Origin of the sequence: Psychrobacillus sp. PGGUH221 (assembly GCF_042055255.1) — a bacterium.
In the GTDB taxonomy this organism is placed as follows: Bacteria; Bacillota; Bacilli; order Bacillales_A; family Planococcaceae; genus Psychrobacillus.
In genome coordinates, this window is the sequence record NZ_JAQMHQ010000001.1 from 463,240 (window position 1) to 480,142 (window position 16,903).

Sequence of the window (16,903 nt, forward strand, 5' to 3'; positions counted from 1 at the left end):
TTTACGAAATTCGAATTAGTTTTGAATTGTTAAGATATTGTTACTGGTGCCAGGCACCAGTAACAAATTTGTAATAGTTCCTCACTTCCAGATATATTGAAGAAAAGCTCTGGCATTTTATTGACCAGAGCTTTTTCATTTTTGCTTTATTTATTTATATCAGGTCGATCATTTGTTGGTGGAAGATCGTCATAAGGATACAAATCATCGGTAGATGGAATATTATACCCCGTATCTCCAGGCTCCACTCCGTTGTTGTTTGAATTTCCAATCCCGCTATCATTTACTGGATTGACTTCATCTACATGTGGTCTTGTTCCTTTTAGACTCTTTTCAGCCTGTGTACGTCCTTTGAAATTCTCTTTGAATGATTCTTTCATTGTTTCTTTTTGAACTTTATAATTTTCCTTCGTTACTTCAGCGTTTTCTAAACTTCTTTCCATTTTACTTAAGTATCGAGCAGCATGCTCTTTTCCGCCGAGGCCAAAAGCTAGACCAAATGCCAACGCAACGCCACCTAATATTAAGATAAACGCTGAGTTAATAATAGAAGCAGCAATTCCTAATTGATCTAAAGCCATGAAGAATGCAAATGCTAAGATAGCATATTTTGCAACATAGCGTAAGAAATGCGGTGTTCCTGATGCATGTTTCATTAAACTTCCAACAAGTTTTTCAACTAAGTTCGCTAACCAAAATCCTACCGCTAAAATTATAATTGCAGCAATAACGGATGGTAAATAAGCGAAAATGCCAGTAGCTAAAACAACCATAAAGTCTAGCTCTAATAACTGAAGTGCTTCCACAACAAACAATAAGATTATCACTACTTGAACGATTGTTCCAAGCAATGCTGCAAATGAAGGAGCAGCTCCCGATGTCGAATTGAATCCCATTTTACCAAAGATTGAATTTACGCCAAGTTTTTCAAGCAATGAAACGACAATATCCTTTACCCATCTTGCGGCTACAATACCTACTAAGACTAGTAATATTGCAATCGCAATTTTAGGAAGCATTGCCATAATGTCGTTTAACATAGCAACTGCCGGTTCTGAAATTCCGTCTATATCTAAAATATCCAATGCAGAAATAGTAACAGGAATCATAATTAAAACAAATGCAATAATTCCTACAACTTTTGAAACGCTCGTCCCTTCAAAGAATGATGAAAGCTTCAGCTTATGAGCTAAACGATCGGCACCTGCAGATTGTAAAAACTTCTCTATTAAATTACTAACAAGTTTCGCAACAAACCAACCAATCGCAAAAATGATAGCAGCAGATATTAACTTAGGAATAAAGTTAAAAAAACTAGCAACCATTCCTTCAAAAGGTCCGCTTAATCCATCTATTCCAAGAGCACTTAATACAGCAGGAATAAATAGCAAGAAAATTAGATAGTATGCAACATTAGCTGCTGTATCTGTCCATTTTGCTTGGTCTTCCTCTTTCGCTTTTACTCCCGTCTTTTCAACATACTTGTTTAAATTAAGCTTGTTGCCAGCAGCTTGAATAACTTTTTTCACGACTGTTGCTAACACCCAAGCAAATAATAAAATCAATCCAGCTTTCAAAATATTCAAGAAAGCTCCTGTTAAACCTGAATACATCGAAACAAATGGTGTCGCTATAGAATTCAAGTTCAAAATATTAAAGAACAAAACAAATGCTAACAATAAAACGATAATAAAAACTACTTTACTTATTACCTTTTCAACTGTCCACTTGGATTTTGTATTACCGAGTTTTTCATTGACATGAAACTTTCGCAATACTTTATATGTCACATTTTCTAAAAATTTTGCTATAAAAAAACCAATTAGTAATACCAATAAAGCTAATAAAAGCTCAGGTAAAAATGAAAGAGTACTTCTCCAATAAAAATCATCGTCAAATCTCATATAACCTGTCATCTCCTTTTTTATACATCATTCATAATTCATCACAATATTTAGCTACCCTTGTAAATTATTGTTTAAACTTCGGAAAAAAAGGCTAAACACGATGTAATAAATAAAAGGGAGTGTAAACAAGATGGATAATATTCAAGGAAAAGTACAGGAAGAAATTAATAATGCTAACCCTGAAAAGAAAGAAGAAATCTTATCAAGTTTTTCAACCTTTAAATCTTATTTAGGAGACAAAGTGGCAAAAGGAGAAAGCCTTGGTCTTAGTGAAGAACAATTAGCAAAGACAGCCGAAATGGTTGCGAATTACTTAGCCAACAATGAAGAACCAAGAAATAGAGAAGAGAATCTATTAAAAGAATTATGGAAATCTGGAAATCAAGAACAACAACACGGACTAGCTCATATGCTAGTGAATATGGTAAAACAATAATAAAAAATCCAGTCCCTCCTTAAAATGTACCCTTTATAAAGGACATTTATAAAAAAGTCTTTAAGCAATTTGAAGAAGATGCTGTCTGTATTTTGCAGGTGGCATCTTTTTCAAATTCCATTGTCCGCGGTAATGGTTATAGTATGTCATATAACTCTTTACTTCTTGTTTTACCTCTTCTAACGTTTCACAGTTCTTTATACCCGTCTCATCCTTAAAATGTCCAAAAAAGGATTCTTGGGGCGCATTATCCCAACAGTTGCCACGACGTGACATCGACTGACTTAATCCCATCTTCTTCACAAGTTTTTGAAACCGGGGATTCGTATAATGGAATCCTTGATCCGAATGGATAAGGGCACCTTCAGCTATAAATGTATGGTTGCGTTTTAATTTATGTAATGTATTTAGGGCAATGTCTAGCGTAATTTTATCTGATACTTCATAAGCCAGAATTTCATTTGTTTCCGCATCTTTAATCGTAGATAAATAAGCACGTTTACCTTGTTTATACGTTAGATAAGTGATATCTGTTAATAATACTTTACCAGCCACACCTTGTTTAAATTGACGTTGGAGAAGGTTTGGACAAGTACGGTGTTCTTTCGTTGCTTTTGCCATTCGACTATATGGATTAGCTTTTCGAAACGGACAAACAATATCAAATTTCTTCATAATCCGGCGAATTCGTTTAAGGTTGTATGTAATACCATATTGATTTTCCAAAGTCATTTTAATTTGACGAGCACCTTTTTTACGATGGCGGAAATGAAACGCTTTTAAAATGATTGCCTTTACTTCTTCATCTCCTTGATCACGTGCTACACGGTTTTGATTTGCTTTTTCAGCAAAGTAATTGTAATAACCTGAACGTGACACGCCGACTACTTTACAAAGATACTTGACCATTTGCTTTAATTTGTATTTTTTAATAGTTTGATAAATTAGTAGGAATTTCTGTTCCGTTACGAGTTCTATTTTCTCTTCAACATCTGCCTTTCGAGTAGATCGAGCTTTTTTAAGAGTTCATTTTCTGCTTGTAATAATCTATTTTTCGCTTCTAATCGAGCATACTTTTCCTCTAAACTTAATTCACGCTCTGAGGGGCGCCCTGGATTCTCTTTTCGTGTATCTACTAGTCCATTTATTCCTTTTTCTCTATAAGTATTACGCCAACGCTTACCAGAGGAAATCACGCGATCTAAGCCAATTAACTCTATATCCAAACCAGCGGTTTCAAAAATTTCACGAGTGCCTTTTCCTTTTTCATTCTCTGCAATAAAATGTCTTTTAAATTCATCTGTATATGTGATTCCCTTCTCACTAACAGACGCTACATAAGGGTTACGAGCAAGTTGTTTTTGTTCTGCTTTACTTAAGAATCTTTTTGTCATTTTCGTCATCCCCAACACGTTTTTCTTTATTATAAATAAAAGTACCCCATAGAATAGACTTTTTTTAAGTGTCTATCCTATAGGGTACATTTTAAAGAGAGACTGGATTTTTTATTGTCCATTTTTGATACTATCAATTGCATGTTTCACGCTACCGTATGTATGAAAGGAAGTAAAGTCTATACCTCCATGGACAACAGCCATTGATATTTGAGGACACATTCCAGTTAACATTAAATTAATTCCAAGTAAATCTAGTACGTTATGAATAACAAAAATATTCTGAGCAACTTCCTTATCAATTGTAAGAATTCCTGAAAAATCGATAATTAAATGCTCGACGTCTAAACTTGGAATGGTAGGCACAACATGATTTAATAAATGCTGTACCCTCGGGTAATCCAACACTCCAATTAAAGGTAATACGGCAATTCCTTTTTGAATTGGAACAATAGGTGCGGACAGTTTATTTATTTCTTTTTGTCGCTCATGCATTAAATCATCTCGGTATGTCTCATAAGCTAAAAGAGTTTCGGTTAGACTAACATCCATTAAATAACAAATCCGATTATTGATCATCGCCACTTCTTTAGTTGCCAATCCATGATCAATGGATATTTGAGTAATATAGTCTAAATACAATAAACGATTTTTAGCATAAGGCTTAATAAGTGTTGAAAAACGACCAAAAGCAGCTGCTTGTTGTTCTCCTGAGTTTTTACTCCACTTAATTAACTCCTCAGCTGCCTTTTCATCGGTCTCTTTAAAAGATTTTGCTAATAACACTAAAAACTCAACATTTTGTTGTATAGACTGTTCCAGCAGCTCATCTGATATTTCAAATTCGACATTTTTAAGCGCCATATCCGTAATTTCACGAATAATCTTCTCCGCATTATCAATTAAGTATTGTTCTACCTTCAATATGGCTTCCATACTCCTACACTTCCCTAAATAGTTTCCACTGCTTTTGTTAATTCTTTGCTAGTAATTTTGCGATGAGAAGCATGCCAAACCGCTTTCCCATCCCGAATCAAAAATGCTTGAGGAGATTCATGACGAATACCCAAATCACTTTCAATTCCGTTCGACACTTCTCTACTTTCAATCACTTTTACTAAATAAGTATCAATCGGTGAATCAAAAGAATTGAACTCTCCATATGCAAATGCACTTATTGGACAAGTCGTGCTATGCTTAAAAAGCAGAAATGGCTTTTCATTGGAATTCTGCAAAAGCTCCTCCCATTCATTTACCGAAACAACCTCTTTATAAGTCGACATCAAACTCATCCTCCTAAAAAAATTATATTATATTCCCCACTATATATCCTATTATAACGCATTAAGACAAAAACACTCATACAAATCTTACTTACTAAAATTCTACATCGGTTATTTCAAACTTATATTTCCACAATATTTTCTGCTTATTTTCAAGGTTTGTTTCTTCTTTTTTTCTTCTTTGTTTTTCTTTTTTTCTTCTTTTTTTCTTCATTGTTTTTCTATGTTTTTCTTTGTTTCTGGTGCCAGGCACCCGTAACACTTTTGTAACATTGGCTTTTGTCATGATCATACTGTTTATATTCAATTAATATTGGATATTTATTAGTAAGGGCTTTTAAAGTTCTGAGAGGAGAGTTTATTTATCAGATGAAGAAATACTCTTTAACAACAACGACATTTTTGACGGCGACACTTTTACTTGGAGCTTGTGGAACGAACAATAATGAGGAAAGAGTGGAAGAAAAAACACCTAAAGGTACAGTATCCAACCCGCAACAAGATGAAACTGTAAATCAATTACAGACCGATGAGAATTCTCAAAAAGAAATAAGCTTTCAATATTTTAATTTAAATATAGGCACGACTGAAAACGAAAATATTATACATGCAGAAGTTGATATGAAAGATTCGAAAGCAGATGCCATATATAAAAATATACTTGCTTCTACAGATTTAAAAGGTGATGCTGCTTATGCATTGTTAGAGCCTATTTTTGTAGAATTGGAGCTAACAAAAGACATGAGAGAGGAAGAAGTAATCGACCGCGTCACAGAACAATTTGGAATAAACGAATTCACCAATTTTGAATTAGAAATTGAATTTAAAGATGGAGACAATAAAAAGTACTCAAAATCAGTAGAATAACTAAGAATACAAAAAGAGCATGAATCCGTAAAGTTAGGATCATGCTCTTTCTTTGTGACAAAGTGGTTACTGGTGCCAGGCACCCGTAATAATACTGCAACAAAAAACCTCACAATCCTATGACTTATGAGGTCCTTACTTATCGACGTATTCCTTTTCGCTCATCACGTTCATTTTCAAGTTTTGCACAAAGTAATCCATAAGCTGTTCCTAACAGCGCACCGGCTGCAACTTCAACAGGTTGATGCCCAAGTAGTTCATTCAATTCCTCTTCACGTTGAATGTATTCGAAACTTGGAAAGTTCCCCGATAAAGTTGCTATATTATCTTCCAAATCATTTACCAACTGTGCAATTTCTCCGGTATGTCTTCTTATACCTTGTGCATCGTACATTACGATAACACCGAACACAACTGCAAGAGCAGTTTCCGTATGGCGTGTTCCTTTATTCGCAGCAACATAAGCAGCTAGTGCGGATACCCCTGCAGAGTGAGAACTTGGCATTCCACCTGTCGTTAATGCTTGCTTCAAATCCCATTTACCAGTTAGTTTTTTGTGTGTTAATATCTTTAATCCTTGCGCAATTCCTATCGCGGATAACGCAGTAATTATTCCTTTATTCATTTTCGTCATGAGTTACCTCCAACATTGATCGTGATAATATGTATTTTCTTCATTACGATACCCTATTAAGTAAAAAATAATCGAAAAAAGACAAAAAAGATTTTATCCTTTTAATATAACTGGTGAAAATACGTAGTCCCCTTTTTCTACTGTCTTACCTATTTCAATCGGGACCCTCTCTGAAAAAATCGGACCATCCACAACGATCGTATGAAACTCTCCATTTTCTCCACACGAATCAATACCGGCTGCTTCCAACTCTTCCACAATTTCTTTCGTAAAGCGCGATCCGACGAAGTTTGCAGGCATCATCTTCGTATTTACTACCACAATATAAGCCTCGAAGTTAGCATCCAACAATTCTTCCACAATCGATTTACGGGGCTCCTGCCATAAAGGATGTACAGCAACTATATCTGATTTTGCACACGTTTTCTGCACCCATTCCAAATGCCCTTCTAAATCAATGTCACCGAATACTCCATGTGTAATTCCTTCGGATCGACATTCATCCATTGCCTCGATAAAGCGTTCCTCATACGAATTCCAACTCGCCCCTTTTATTAACAAAGGCACACCTAGACGGTCTGCCTGGGCTTGTACTACCTCAGAAGGCAGCGCATGCGATTTAGAAATTTCTCCATCCTCTTCAAACATCGTTAATATCTTTTTCGGAACCATCCCACTTGTTAATGCCCGATAAAAAGCCATCGCAGAATCCTTCCCACCACTCCAAGAAGAAACAAAAGTAACATTTTTCATGTTAATCTCCACCTTTTTTGAATAAATAAGATTCCAACTTCTGAATAATAACCCAACAGATAACGTATAATTCAACACCTATTTCCGCATAATAAAACTGTGGAAATACTTGGCTAAATATGGAAGGAAGAATATAAAGAACTATGAATCAAAAGAATATGTATTATACAAACAATACACTAATCAGAGCGTCCATCTATTTATTAGTATTAGCCATACTTGATTCTATTTTCACCGACTACGGCATTAGAAACAACCATATATCAGAAGCAAATCCACTAATGAAACTCTTATACGATACTAGTATTATTGGATTTTATTTCATAAAAATTTCTCTTCCACTTCTATTAATATACATTATGACTAAAGTGCAACCCAAAAGATATATCCAACTTTTATTAGTCGTAGCTCTTCTCATCTATAGTGGTGTCTTATTCCAACATTTTTTCTGGATATCCCTGCTTGTTTAAATATTACAGAGTTGTTACTGGTGCCAGGCACCAGTAACAACTCTGTAACAGTAATTACTTTCTTTTCTTCGCTTTTCGTTCTTCTTGTTCCCAGCGTTTTAATGAAGGGAAAGGATCATACGCCCATTCAATTCGGCCGTTGAACTTGTAAATACCATAATGTAAATGGGGTGGAAATTTTCCAGACGTCCATTTTTTCCCGTATCCGGTACTTCCAACGTATCCAATTACAGTGCCGGGTTCGAGGATATCGCCTTCCTTAATCCCTTTATTATAATTAGCTAAATGGGCATAATAATGATAGTTGTTGTGCATATCACGAATACCAATTCTCCACCCACCATAATCATTCCAGCCCATCGTTTCCACCATTCCATACGTAGTTGATTTAACTGGAACGCCATGAGATGCAAACAGGTCGGTGCCTTCATGCATTCTTCGACCGCCCCAACCTCGCCTATCCCCCCATGTACTTCGATAGCTATAATTATATTGAAGCGCCAAAGGGAAGGCATTTTTATCTAAATTGATTGTTTCAAACTCTTCATAAATTTTCGCAATTGTAAGAATTTGTCTAACGATTTCATCCTTATGATAATAATCCTTTAATGCTCGTTTAAAATCTTTTTCCGATGGCCCATATTCGCTTAAATGTTCAGACATTGTATACATCACATCATCGTCATTTTTACGATCCGCATACCCGTCTTTATTGCCATCCGCCCCATTTCCTTCAAATAAAACAATAGAGGTCATGTCAATATCGTCTTTTTGAGGATTGAGTATACCTGTCCAATAATTATCCGAAAACTGAATAGCCACAATGCCATCTCGTTCAGGAATATCGTTCCGAACTTGTTGAATGTTTCGTTCATATTGATCGACTGCTGCTAAATAGTACCATGGCAACGTTAAACTCGAGTACTTTATATAGTAATCCATGCGCATTTCTAATATTTGCTCTCGTGTCGGCTCTTCAGCAGCCATAGCAACGGAGGAATTAAGAAAGAAAAATGCACATAAGGAGCTCATGAGAGTAATCAAACGCCACATTTGCAAAAAAACCTCCTTTTTTAATACTCCATCTAGCTTCCCCAATTTGAAAACATTCATGACTAAAAAATATTTCCTTTCCTACAATTAAATAATTATTAACTTTGCGAGCATAATAAAAACGACTGCTCCAAAACAGTCGTTTTTATCGAGAGTTATTTAACACATGCTTCTATAAACGCTCTAAAAATAGAAGCGGATGTCATGTCATTTTTCAATAATAAACATTCAGGATGCCATTGGACCCCAAGGACAAACTGGTGACTTTTACTTTCAAATGCTTCTACAATCCCATCACTTGAAACAGCACTAACCTCAAAACCAGTTGGGACCATGCGGTTTGCCTGATGATGGAAGCTATTTACTTTAAACTCTTCCGATTGTGTAATTTCATGTAATAAGGAATTCTTAGTCACTTGCACATAATGAGAAGCATGCCAACGAGGTGCTTTTTGATTATGCTGCAAAAGCTTACTCTCCGTTTGCGAATAAATATCTTGATACATATCTCCACCAACTGCAATATTTAAAATTTGAGCACCACGGCAAATCCCAAATATCGGCTTATCTAGAGCAAGCATTTTTTCAATAATTGCTATTTCAAAAGTATCTCTTTCCGGAGTGATACTTCCAAGACCTTCAAAAGGCTCTTCCCCAAACAAAGTCGGGTCAATATCTCCTCCTCCCGTCAAAAGTAAACCATCCAACTTTTCAACAATGGAATCAATCCCGTCTCCGATTAGATTCGGTAAAACAAACGGAACTCCACCAAAAGCAACAACCGCTTCAATATTGTCCATAGAAACAGTAAGAGCTTCCTCTTTCAAACTAGAAGAAACACCAATAATCGGTTTCACAAAAATCCCCCTATGCCATTTTTCTCTCATTCACTTAACCCATCGCCCGTTATATGACAGTAGTATTTCTGGTGCCAGGCACCCGTAATAATATTGTCATAATCATTTATCCGTTTGTTTCTCCCATAATGTCATTGGATTTCTAAATTCTTCTGGAAGTGTCATATGTTCCATTACAAAAGTGCGTTCTTTTTCTGTTTTCTGCAAATCCTCATAAATGATTGCTGATTTACCAAGCCCCACAGCTTTAGCCTCTTCAAGCGTTGCACAATAATATGCTTTATCTAAGCCTGCAAAGCTCATTGCTGCAAAACACATAGGACAAGGCATACCACTTGCATACATTGTATATCCAGACAAATCATTTGTTTGTAACTGCTCTTGGGCACGGCGAATTGCAAGTAACTCTGCGTGTCCGCTCACATCATGATTGATATGTAATTCATTTACACCTTCGCTTATTATTTCTCCATCTTTCACAAGTACGGCTCCAAATGGCTGTCCACCGTTTTCCACGTTCTCAACCGCAAGCTCCACTGCTCTCTTCATAAACTGATCCATCCGATTGTCTCCCCCCTTTTGAAGCAATTTTAGCACAATTTAAGGCGCATATGGTATTTAATAAAAAATGGAGATATAACCCCAATATATGGAGTTTCTTTACTAATAATGAAGACCATTTACTCTTAAGCACATGTTAAATCCTAGAAATTCGGTATCCCAAAGCCATAATAAAAAGCCAAGAACTAAACGAATTCTAAAAGATTCGCCGTTCTTGGCTTAGTAATTTATATTATTCTGCGTTACGCATTTCGTCTAATACACGATTTACACGTTTTTCTAACATTTTCATGCCGCTTCCGCCTGCTTGAAAATGACGAAGTTGTCCATCTTTGTCGAAGACGTAATAAGCTGGAACGTATTGATTTTCAAACGTGTCTGTAAGCTTCATTTCGCTATCAACAAAAATAGGTTGTGTAATATTGTGTTCTGCCGCTACTTTTTTAATTTCATCCAAATCCACGTCTTTTTCAGAACGAGGCATGTGTACAGCAACAACGTTTAGTTCGCCTTTATATTGATCACGAAATTCGTTTACATTCGGCATTGCTTCCTTACATAATCCACAACTAATTGACCAGAAGTGAACCAAAGTTGGCTTTTCACCGACTAATTCGCTAGTGGAGACTTCTCCATTTAACCATGTAGTAGCACCTGTAAGTTCAGGCATTGGTGTACGTAATTTCATTTACAGTTCCTCCGTTACATAATTAGTCAAATTCTCCTTTAGGCATCTAAGCTCAGGTACTGTATTGTTCTTGCAAAATACAAAATCTGTGACACCCACCGGAGGCTTTAATCTTTATCAGTAATTACAACTACTTAATAAGATTAAAGTGTTTTTTGACCTGGACGCCAGTTTGCTGGGCAAAGACCGCCAGTTTGAAGAGCTTGTAATACACGAAGTGTTTCATCTACGTCACGGCCAATGTTGTTGTGATTTACTACTTGATATTGAAGTTCACCTTCTGGGTTGATGATGAATAGACCACGAAGTGCTACTCCTTCTTCTTCAATTAGTACGCCATATTCACGAGCAACTTGATGGTTGGGATCTGCTGCAAGTGGATATTTTAAATCACCTAAACCGTTGTCTTCACGAGCTGTGTTGATCCAAGCTAAATGCGTGTGAATTGTATCTGTTGAAACTCCGATAACTTCTGCATCTAAATCTTGGAATTCATCGTAACGATCTGACATTGCTGTAATTTCAGTTGGACAAACAAAAGTAAAGTCCATTGGATAAAAGAATAATACTGTCCATTTATCTTCTTTCATAATCTCTTCTAAGTTTACTTTTCCAAAAGATTTGTCCGCCATTACTGCATCCATTGTAAATTTTGGTGCTTGTTTACCTACCATACGTTCTGCCATGTAAATCCCTCCAAAGTGTTATTTATATAAATTTACTCACGCATTAAAGGATAGCAAAATATCCCTTCCAAATCAATTTTTCGCACTCACAATTTGTCGAAACAAATAATTATTTGTCTTCTATGTGACTATTTATAAAGAGGAAAAATGTTATTCCAACAGTATTTCCTGGGGAATAACATTTTAATTTGTCACAAAATGAAGTTATTAAAAACTACTTAAAAATCGAAATTAATTAAACAAGTGAACCACCATTTTTACTATAATTCACAATTCCTTCTGCACTTCTATAAGCAAGTGCAGCTACGGTTCCTGTAGGATTATAACCACCATTATGAGGAAAGTTTCCTGCCCCGACTACGAATAAATTCTCTGCGTCCCAATGTTGTAGATACGAATTCACTACACTATCCTCTGGGCTACTTCCCATAATTGTTCCACCTGTATTATGAGTAGTTTGGTAACCTACAATATCGTAGTCCGTAATAGGTTTTTTAATATCTACCGTTTTTGCACCCATTTCCTTCATAATATTGGAGCATACATCAGATAAATGTTTATGCAGAGCACGATCTTGATCCGTAAAATTATAGGTCATTTGAAGAAGAGGTACGCCATAAGCATCCTTATAAGTACTATCCAATGAAAGGTAGTTCTCTTTATGAGGCATGGATGCACCCTGTCCCCCAATTCCTAATGTACGTGTGTAATTATAGATAGAATTCTTTTTAAATTCTGCTCCCCATGTTGGTGTATCACTTTGTATCGGGTTTGTTTCAATCGGTCTATATCCCGTTTGCGTGATGGAGATACTACCGCCATGTATAAAGTCTAAATCACTATGGTCAAAGTTGTCCCCGTTGAAATCATCGATTGTCATACCAAGTGCACCTGCACCCATGAAAACATTCATCTGTTCTTCAAAATAACCAGTTGCTCCAGGTAGTATTTGGTAGCAATAGTTTTTCCCAAGTGTTCCTTTTCCTGTATCAGGATTATATTGTTCTCCTATATTAGAAACCATAAGAAGTTTCGCGTTATTCATAACATAACTAGCCAACACAACTACTTCTGCTTCTTGAATAAATTCTTCCCCAGATAGAGTATCAATATATTTAACACCAGTTACTTTATTTCCATTTTTCATAACTTCTACTACATTTGCATGAAATCTCTCTTCAAAATTACCAGTTTTTCTAGCAGTCGGAATAACCGTTATTTCAGGTGACGTCTTAGCACCATACTCACATCCGAATCTTTCACAGAAACCACAATATTGACATGCATTAATAACTTCGCCATCTGGATTGGTATAAGCTTCAGACAAATTTGCAGATGGTAACATAAAAGGAGTATATCCTAGTTTTTTAGTTGCCCCTTCAAACTTTTTCAATATAGGTGTTTTCTTCATAGGTGGAGTTGGGAACTGTTGAGCTCTTTTTCCCCAGAAAGGATTTGTATCTTCTCCGGAAATTCCAGCTGTTTGTTCATATTTATAAAAATAAGGCTCTAAATCGTCATAGGTAACTCCCCAATCTTGCAGGAGATAATCTTTAGACAATTTATTTGGACCATATTTTTGATCTGTCATTGTTTTAATTTGGAAATCATAAGGATAAAATCTCCATGTATGGCCATTCCAGTGCGTTCCAGAACCTCCTAGTCCTTCACCAAGTAAAAAAGAACTTAATTGACGCATTGGCAATGCAGGCATTTTTCGGTTATTCCGAATGGTGATAGTTTCTTTGGATAAGTCTTGCATCAATTCATAGCGAAGGGCATATCGATATTCATCATGAATTCTCAGGTAGTCTTCAGTCCCTCGTGATCGGCCCCTCTCTAAACCAATAACTTTTAATCCGGCTTTAGCACATTCAGCAGCAATGATACCACCAGTCCATCCTAAGCCAACTACAATTACATCTACTTTTGGTAACGTCTTAGCCATAAATAGTACCCCTCTTCTCTCCTACATTTCGCCAAGTGACATTGGCTCAATTTTTTGGAATTTATCACTTTCAATTAATTGAATATAAGCCATCTGATGCCCAGGGAATTGTTTCATTCTCCAACCCTCCATGTTATTATTTCCACCGTACATAGGATCTGCATAAGCACCTTCCAAGGTAGCAGATCTTAGCAAACGAAAGAAAAACGCTGAAGTTGTTCCAGCCATAGGGATTTCATCATTTTGAAAAGCAGTTAAAATTTCATCCATTTGCTCGCCTTCTAAACTAGAAAACCCATTGTCGAATCTTTTATTCGCCTCAGTTTCTAACAATGTAATTCCTTGCCTAAAAATTGCACCTCGTGTTAAACGACTTTGATACCCTTGCGTAGCCGCTCCCACTGCAAATGGGCCGTGCATATATTCCCTTGAATTACTTCCATACTGCCCTGCTAATTGATTGTCAATAAAATAAGGTACACCTAACTCAATGGCCCCTGGTCCTAAATCATCTTTAGGAAAAATACGCTCCGTCGCATTAGACAGCACCTGGAAATCACGAGTATTTTGAAAGAATTGCATTCCTCGCGGTGTTGCCATTACATGATTTTCCTTGCCTGCATTGGAAACATCCTGGTCATTCTTATCCATATTAAAGCCAACTAATCCACCAATGAGCCCCCCACCGATTAAAGCCCCAGTAGCAACACCTGTCGTTTTTAAAAAGTCTCTTCTTGTAATGTTTTTCTTTCCTTCTGACATACTCATAGTCTCCTTAAAAATAATGATTTGGAATTTTTCTTCTATACCAAAGCATTGACAATTCTAACCAAACTCAATCATCCAAGCTAAATTTTTCTTATCTTTTTCTTATCTTTTTCTTATCTTTTTCTTTCTACGCGTAAGAATGAATAGTTACATGGTTGTTACTGGTGCCTGGCACCAGTAACAACCATGTAACAAACAGTAGAAAAAACTCGAATATCTCCATCAAAATTCCCATAGAATAGTAAATCTGCTGTGTTTGGGAGGAAGCTAATGGGATATTACGTGAGAGTGGAAAAAGGTGTGAATGTTTTTGTGGAGGATGTTAACCCGACAGCAAGAAAAACAATTGTGTTCATCCACGGCTGGCCCGCAAATCATCTAATGTTTGAATATCAGTTCAATCAGTTGCCCGCTATGGGGTATCGGTGCATTGGAATCGACTTGAGGGGGTTCGGTAAATCGAGCAAACCATGGGAAAGTTATTCGTACGATCGTATGGCGAATGATATTCGTATCATAATTGATACTTTAGGTTTAGAGGATATCACGCTAGCGGGGCATTCGATGGGAGGTGCCATTTCGATACGATATATGGCTCTTCACGGTGGACATAAAGTGGCAAAGCTTGCTCTTATTGGAGCAGCTGCACCTGTTTTCACAAGACGACTTGATTACCCGTATGGAATATCTGCTGAAGAAGTAAATAAATTAATAGAAGAAACTTACACAGATCGACCGAAAATGTTAAGTGGCTTTGGAGATATCTTTTTTGCCCGTTATTTGACAAAAGACTTTATCGACTGGTTCCATGGACTTGGATTAATGGCAGCCGGATACTCAACCGCAAAATGTTTAGTTTCTCTTCGAGATGAAGACCTACGCAATGATTTATCTTTCATAAAAGTTCCTACCGCCATCTTGCACGGTAAACAAGATAAAGTGTGCCCTTTCGTTTTAGGGGAATTATTGCATCAAGAAATTACCAACTCTATTTTGATTCCTTTTGAATATAGCGGGCACGGATTATTTTATTGCGAGGTTGAGAAGTTTAATCAGGAGTTAACGCGGTTTATTGGATAAAGTTTATAGATCTTATATAACAAAATATTTTCTACTTATTCTGATATGATAAAAAGCATCCCAAAACAATTTAAATGTTTTGAGATGCTTTTCTTAATGCTATATTCATTTTATTACATTGGTGGAGGAATCGGAATCGTTCTAACTGGCACATTAATAGAATCAAACTCAAAAGCCGTTTCGATACTTTCATTATTCGAATAAGCAATAATAGACAAGGCAAAAATTATTATGAGTAAAATAGATTTCTTCATATACTTCATTCCCCTTTAACAATAAATTGTACCGCCTTTTCAAACTTATTTTCTCTTTTATAATAATCAGCTAGCAAATTTGAAAAATGTTCATGTGCGCCTCTTAACTCCACAAGTTTAGCTATATGAGGAATAACCTTTTCTTCCAGAAAGGCCATAGCATCGTTTTCTTTATTGTTTAATAATTTTAAATAAAAAAGTGAGAATAAACGAATATGTATTACCCTCATTTTTGTAGCTTCTTCTTTTAATAATTCAAAGCTGTCTTTGGATTCTTCCCAAAGCTCTAAAGCGTACTCTGTATAAGCAACATTATATAAACAAAATAGATAGCTTTCGTTTTCTTTTGGCATTAAGGAAATACTTTTCTTAAAATAAGCAAGCGCAATAGGAAGATTATCCATTGCCTCATGAAGATTTCCTATATTATTATATATCCGAGGCAGAAGATCCAACTGATTGAACATTTCTGCATTTCTAATTAAATGACTATACATTTCAAGAGCCTCATCATAAAGTTTAGCTTGAGAATAATTAATTGCTAACATCATAAGTACATGAAGAATTCTCTTAAAATTATATTGTTCATTATATGCTTGCAAAGATTTTTTTCCGTAATGGATTGCTTGACTATGCTGATTTAAATGTCCCTTAACAAAACTTAAATGATAGCAAAACTCACCTTCCAATGATCCTAATCTGTGGTCCCTTTGTACTAGGAAAGATAGTAGTACATCACTTTCAAAGTATTTTCCTCTTAATATTAAAAGTAACCCCTCAAAATATGAGAGTAAAAACTGCTCTTGTTGGGAAAAATTCTGCTTCTGTGTCTGCAACCACTTTAACTGTTCCTCTCCCTTATTATAATCGCTAATAAATATATAATATCTTAATCTATACAGTTCATACATATAAGCATGGTCCGTAAAAACAATGATATCTTCATAGTTTTCTAATTGATTAAATGCTTCTGTAATTTTGTCTTTCTCATAAAACTGAATATGATCTAAAAACTCTTTAAGCAAATGTCGAATATTCTGCTCGCTTTTTTCAACATCCTGCAAGTTAATCTCCAAGCGTTCTAGCAACAATCGTAGCGTTTCTTTGTTTGCATCCTTCGCATTATTCTCTATTTTACTGAGATGAGGAATTGAACAAATCCCCATCGCTAGCTCCCTCTGCGTTATTCCCTTTTTCGTTCGGTGATACTTAATCAATGAGCCAATTTGCACAATCTCAACTCCTAAACTTTCAGTCTACTATC

The 16,903-nt window shown here is 35.9% G+C and carries 20 protein-coding genes; 4 read left to right on the plus strand and 16 right to left on the minus strand.

Annotation, left to right across the window (positions count from 1 at the left end; genetic code table 11):
• Nucleotides 1–146 precede the first annotated feature (146 nt).
• Nucleotides 147–1,904, minus strand: coding sequence for a mechanosensitive ion channel (locus tag PGC35_RS02120; RefSeq protein WP_375217997.1), 1,758 nt, complete (start codon nt 1,902–1,904; stop codon nt 147–149).
• Between the two features lie 133 nt (nt 1,905–2,037).
• Between PGC35_RS02120 and PGC35_RS02125 the strand changes: the two genes are divergently transcribed.
• Nucleotides 2,038–2,343 (plus strand): DUF3243 domain-containing protein, encoded by a 306-nt coding sequence (locus PGC35_RS02125; RefSeq protein WP_375217998.1) that lies wholly within the window; start codon nt 2,038–2,040, stop codon nt 2,341–2,343.
• Nucleotides 2,344–2,403: 60 nt separating this feature from the next.
• Here PGC35_RS02125 and PGC35_RS02130 read toward each other — a convergent pair.
• From PGC35_RS02130 to PGC35_RS02145, 4 genes are all read right to left on the minus strand, one after another.
• Nucleotides 2,404–3,737 (minus strand): IS3 family transposase gene (locus tag PGC35_RS02130; RefSeq protein WP_375217999.1). Its coding sequence is split into 2 segments (ribosomal slippage): nt 2,404–3,356 and nt 3,356–3,737, totalling 1,335 coding nucleotides; the frame shifts between segments, so codons are not numbered across the junction.
• A gap of 111 nt (nt 3,738–3,848) precedes the next feature.
• The gene (locus PGC35_RS02135; RefSeq protein ID WP_375218000.1) at nt 3,849–4,673 is read right to left on the minus strand and encodes an STAS domain-containing protein; all 825 of its coding nucleotides are present in this window, start codon (nt 4,671–4,673) and stop codon (nt 3,849–3,851) included.
• A 14-nt stretch (nt 4,674–4,687) separates the two neighbouring features.
• The gene (gene ytxJ, locus PGC35_RS02140) at nt 4,688–5,020 is read right to left on the minus strand and encodes a bacillithiol system redox-active protein YtxJ (RefSeq protein WP_056827836.1); all 333 of its coding nucleotides are present in this window, start codon (nt 5,018–5,020) and stop codon (nt 4,688–4,690) included.
• Nucleotides 5,021–5,114: 94 nt separating this feature from the next.
• The gene (locus tag PGC35_RS02145) at nt 5,115–5,306 is read right to left on the minus strand and encodes a hypothetical protein (RefSeq protein WP_375218001.1); all 192 of its coding nucleotides are present in this window, start codon (nt 5,304–5,306) and stop codon (nt 5,115–5,117) included.
• Between the two features lie 83 nt (nt 5,307–5,389).
• Between PGC35_RS02145 and PGC35_RS02150 the strand changes: the two genes are divergently transcribed.
• On the plus strand, nt 5,390–5,887 hold the full coding sequence (locus PGC35_RS02150) for a YusW family protein (protein ID WP_375218002.1): 498 nt from the start codon (nt 5,390–5,392) through the stop codon (nt 5,885–5,887).
• A 139-nt stretch (nt 5,888–6,026) separates the two neighbouring features.
• Here the strand turns inward: PGC35_RS02150 and PGC35_RS02155 are convergent, their stop codons facing one another.
• Together PGC35_RS02155 and PGC35_RS02160 are read right to left on the minus strand one after the other, a co-directional pair.
• Nucleotides 6,027–6,521: a divergent PAP2 family protein gene (locus PGC35_RS02155; RefSeq protein ID WP_056827842.1), complete on the minus strand. Its 495-nt coding sequence runs from the start codon at nt 6,519–6,521 to the stop codon at nt 6,027–6,029.
• Between the two features lie 93 nt (nt 6,522–6,614).
• On the minus strand, nt 6,615–7,274 hold the full coding sequence (locus PGC35_RS02160) for a Dph6-related ATP pyrophosphatase (protein ID WP_375218003.1): 660 nt from the start codon (nt 7,272–7,274) through the stop codon (nt 6,615–6,617).
• Between the two features lie 143 nt (nt 7,275–7,417).
• Here PGC35_RS02160 and PGC35_RS02165 point away from each other — a divergent pair, with 143 nt between their 5' ends.
• A complete protein-coding gene (locus PGC35_RS02165; RefSeq protein WP_375218004.1) occupies nt 7,418–7,744 on the plus strand; it encodes a DUF5658 family protein in 327 nt (108 codons plus the stop codon).
• A gap of 54 nt (nt 7,745–7,798) precedes the next feature.
• Here the strand turns inward: PGC35_RS02165 and PGC35_RS02170 are convergent, their stop codons facing one another.
• From PGC35_RS02170 to PGC35_RS02200, 7 genes are all read right to left on the minus strand, one after another.
• Nucleotides 7,799–8,797, minus strand: a complete 999-nt coding sequence (locus PGC35_RS02170; RefSeq protein WP_375218269.1) for a M23 family metallopeptidase — start codon at nt 8,795–8,797, stop codon at nt 7,799–7,801.
• A 155-nt stretch (nt 8,798–8,952) separates the two neighbouring features.
• Nucleotides 8,953–9,654, minus strand: coding sequence for a gamma-glutamyl-gamma-aminobutyrate hydrolase family protein (locus PGC35_RS02175; RefSeq protein WP_375218005.1), 702 nt, complete (start codon nt 9,652–9,654; stop codon nt 8,953–8,955).
• Nucleotides 9,655–9,756: 102 nt separating this feature from the next.
• Complete coding sequence (locus tag PGC35_RS02180) at nt 9,757–10,215, minus strand: nucleoside deaminase (protein WP_375218006.1); 459 nt, start codon at nt 10,213–10,215, stop codon at nt 9,757–9,759.
• Between the two features lie 232 nt (nt 10,216–10,447).
• A complete protein-coding gene (locus tag PGC35_RS02185) occupies nt 10,448–10,903 on the minus strand; it encodes a TlpA family protein disulfide reductase (RefSeq protein ID WP_375218007.1) in 456 nt (151 codons plus the stop codon).
• A 143-nt stretch (nt 10,904–11,046) separates the two neighbouring features.
• Nucleotides 11,047–11,589 (minus strand): peroxiredoxin, encoded by a 543-nt coding sequence (locus tag PGC35_RS02190; RefSeq protein WP_053590413.1) that lies wholly within the window; start codon nt 11,587–11,589, stop codon nt 11,047–11,049.
• A gap of 235 nt (nt 11,590–11,824) precedes the next feature.
• Nucleotides 11,825–13,537: a GMC family oxidoreductase gene (locus PGC35_RS02195; RefSeq protein ID WP_375218008.1), complete on the minus strand. Its 1,713-nt coding sequence runs from the start codon at nt 13,535–13,537 to the stop codon at nt 11,825–11,827.
• A 21-nt stretch (nt 13,538–13,558) separates the two neighbouring features.
• Entirely contained in the window at nt 13,559–14,299 is a 741-nt protein-coding gene (locus PGC35_RS02200; RefSeq protein ID WP_375218009.1) for a gluconate 2-dehydrogenase subunit 3 family protein, read from the minus strand.
• A gap of 276 nt (nt 14,300–14,575) precedes the next feature.
• On the opposite strand from PGC35_RS02200, the gene PGC35_RS02205 reads away from it, so the two are divergent.
• The gene (locus PGC35_RS02205; RefSeq protein WP_375218010.1) at nt 14,576–15,385 is read left to right on the plus strand and encodes an alpha/beta fold hydrolase; all 810 of its coding nucleotides are present in this window, start codon (nt 14,576–14,578) and stop codon (nt 15,383–15,385) included.
• A 113-nt stretch (nt 15,386–15,498) separates the two neighbouring features.
• On the opposite strand, the gene PGC35_RS02210 is transcribed toward PGC35_RS02205, so the two are convergent.
• Both PGC35_RS02210 and PGC35_RS02215 read right to left on the minus strand, forming a co-directional pair.
• Complete coding sequence (locus PGC35_RS02210; protein ID WP_375218011.1) at nt 15,499–15,639, minus strand: hypothetical protein; 141 nt, start codon at nt 15,637–15,639, stop codon at nt 15,499–15,501.
• A gap of 5 nt (nt 15,640–15,644) precedes the next feature.
• Nucleotides 15,645–16,871: a helix-turn-helix domain-containing protein gene (locus tag PGC35_RS02215; protein ID WP_375218012.1), complete on the minus strand. Its 1,227-nt coding sequence runs from the start codon at nt 16,869–16,871 to the stop codon at nt 15,645–15,647.
• Nucleotides 16,872–16,903 lie beyond the last annotated feature (32 nt).

Coding starts and splice junctions, on each gene's coding strand:
- PGC35_RS02205 (WP_375218010.1), top strand. CDS start 14,576: ATGGGATATTACGTGAGAGTGGAAAAAGGTGTGAATGTTTTTGTGGAG.
- PGC35_RS02185 (WP_375218007.1), bottom strand. CDS start 10,903: ATGAAATTACGTACACCAATGCCTGAACTTACAGGTGCTACTACATGG.
- PGC35_RS02165 (WP_375218004.1), top strand. CDS start 7,418: ATGAATCAAAAGAATATGTATTATACAAACAATACACTAATCAGAGCG.
- PGC35_RS02160 (WP_375218003.1), bottom strand. CDS start 7,274: ATGAAAAATGTTACTTTTGTTTCTTCTTGGAGTGGTGGGAAGGATTCT.
- PGC35_RS02135 (WP_375218000.1), bottom strand. CDS start 4,673: ATGGAAGCCATATTGAAGGTAGAACAATACTTAATTGATAATGCGGAG.
- PGC35_RS02180 (WP_375218006.1), bottom strand. CDS start 10,215: ATGGATCAGTTTATGAAGAGAGCAGTGGAGCTTGCGGTTGAGAACGTG.
- PGC35_RS02200 (WP_375218009.1), bottom strand. CDS start 14,299: ATGTCAGAAGGAAAGAAAAACATTACAAGAAGAGACTTTTTAAAAACG.
- ytxJ (WP_056827836.1), bottom strand. CDS start 5,020: ATGTCGACTTATAAAGAGGTTGTTTCGGTAAATGAATGGGAGGAGCTT.
- PGC35_RS02120 (WP_375217997.1), bottom strand. CDS start 1,904: ATGAGATTTGACGATGATTTTTATTGGAGAAGTACTCTTTCATTTTTA.
- PGC35_RS02190 (WP_053590413.1), bottom strand. CDS start 11,589: ATGGCAGAACGTATGGTAGGTAAACAAGCACCAAAATTTACAATGGAT.
- PGC35_RS02125 (WP_375217998.1), top strand. CDS start 2,038: ATGGATAATATTCAAGGAAAAGTACAGGAAGAAATTAATAATGCTAAC.
- PGC35_RS02155 (WP_056827842.1), bottom strand. CDS start 6,521: ATGACGAAAATGAATAAAGGAATAATTACTGCGTTATCCGCGATAGGA.
- PGC35_RS02170 (WP_375218269.1), bottom strand. CDS start 8,797: ATGTGGCGTTTGATTACTCTCATGAGCTCCTTATGTGCATTTTTCTTT.
- PGC35_RS02195 (WP_375218008.1), bottom strand. CDS start 13,537: ATGGCTAAGACGTTACCAAAAGTAGATGTAATTGTAGTTGGCTTAGGA.
- PGC35_RS02210 (WP_375218011.1), bottom strand. CDS start 15,639: ATGAAGAAATCTATTTTACTCATAATAATTTTTGCCTTGTCTATTATT.
- PGC35_RS02145 (WP_375218001.1), bottom strand. CDS start 5,306: ATGACAAAAGCCAATGTTACAAAAGTGTTACGGGTGCCTGGCACCAGA.
- PGC35_RS02150 (WP_375218002.1), top strand. CDS start 5,390: ATGAAGAAATACTCTTTAACAACAACGACATTTTTGACGGCGACACTT.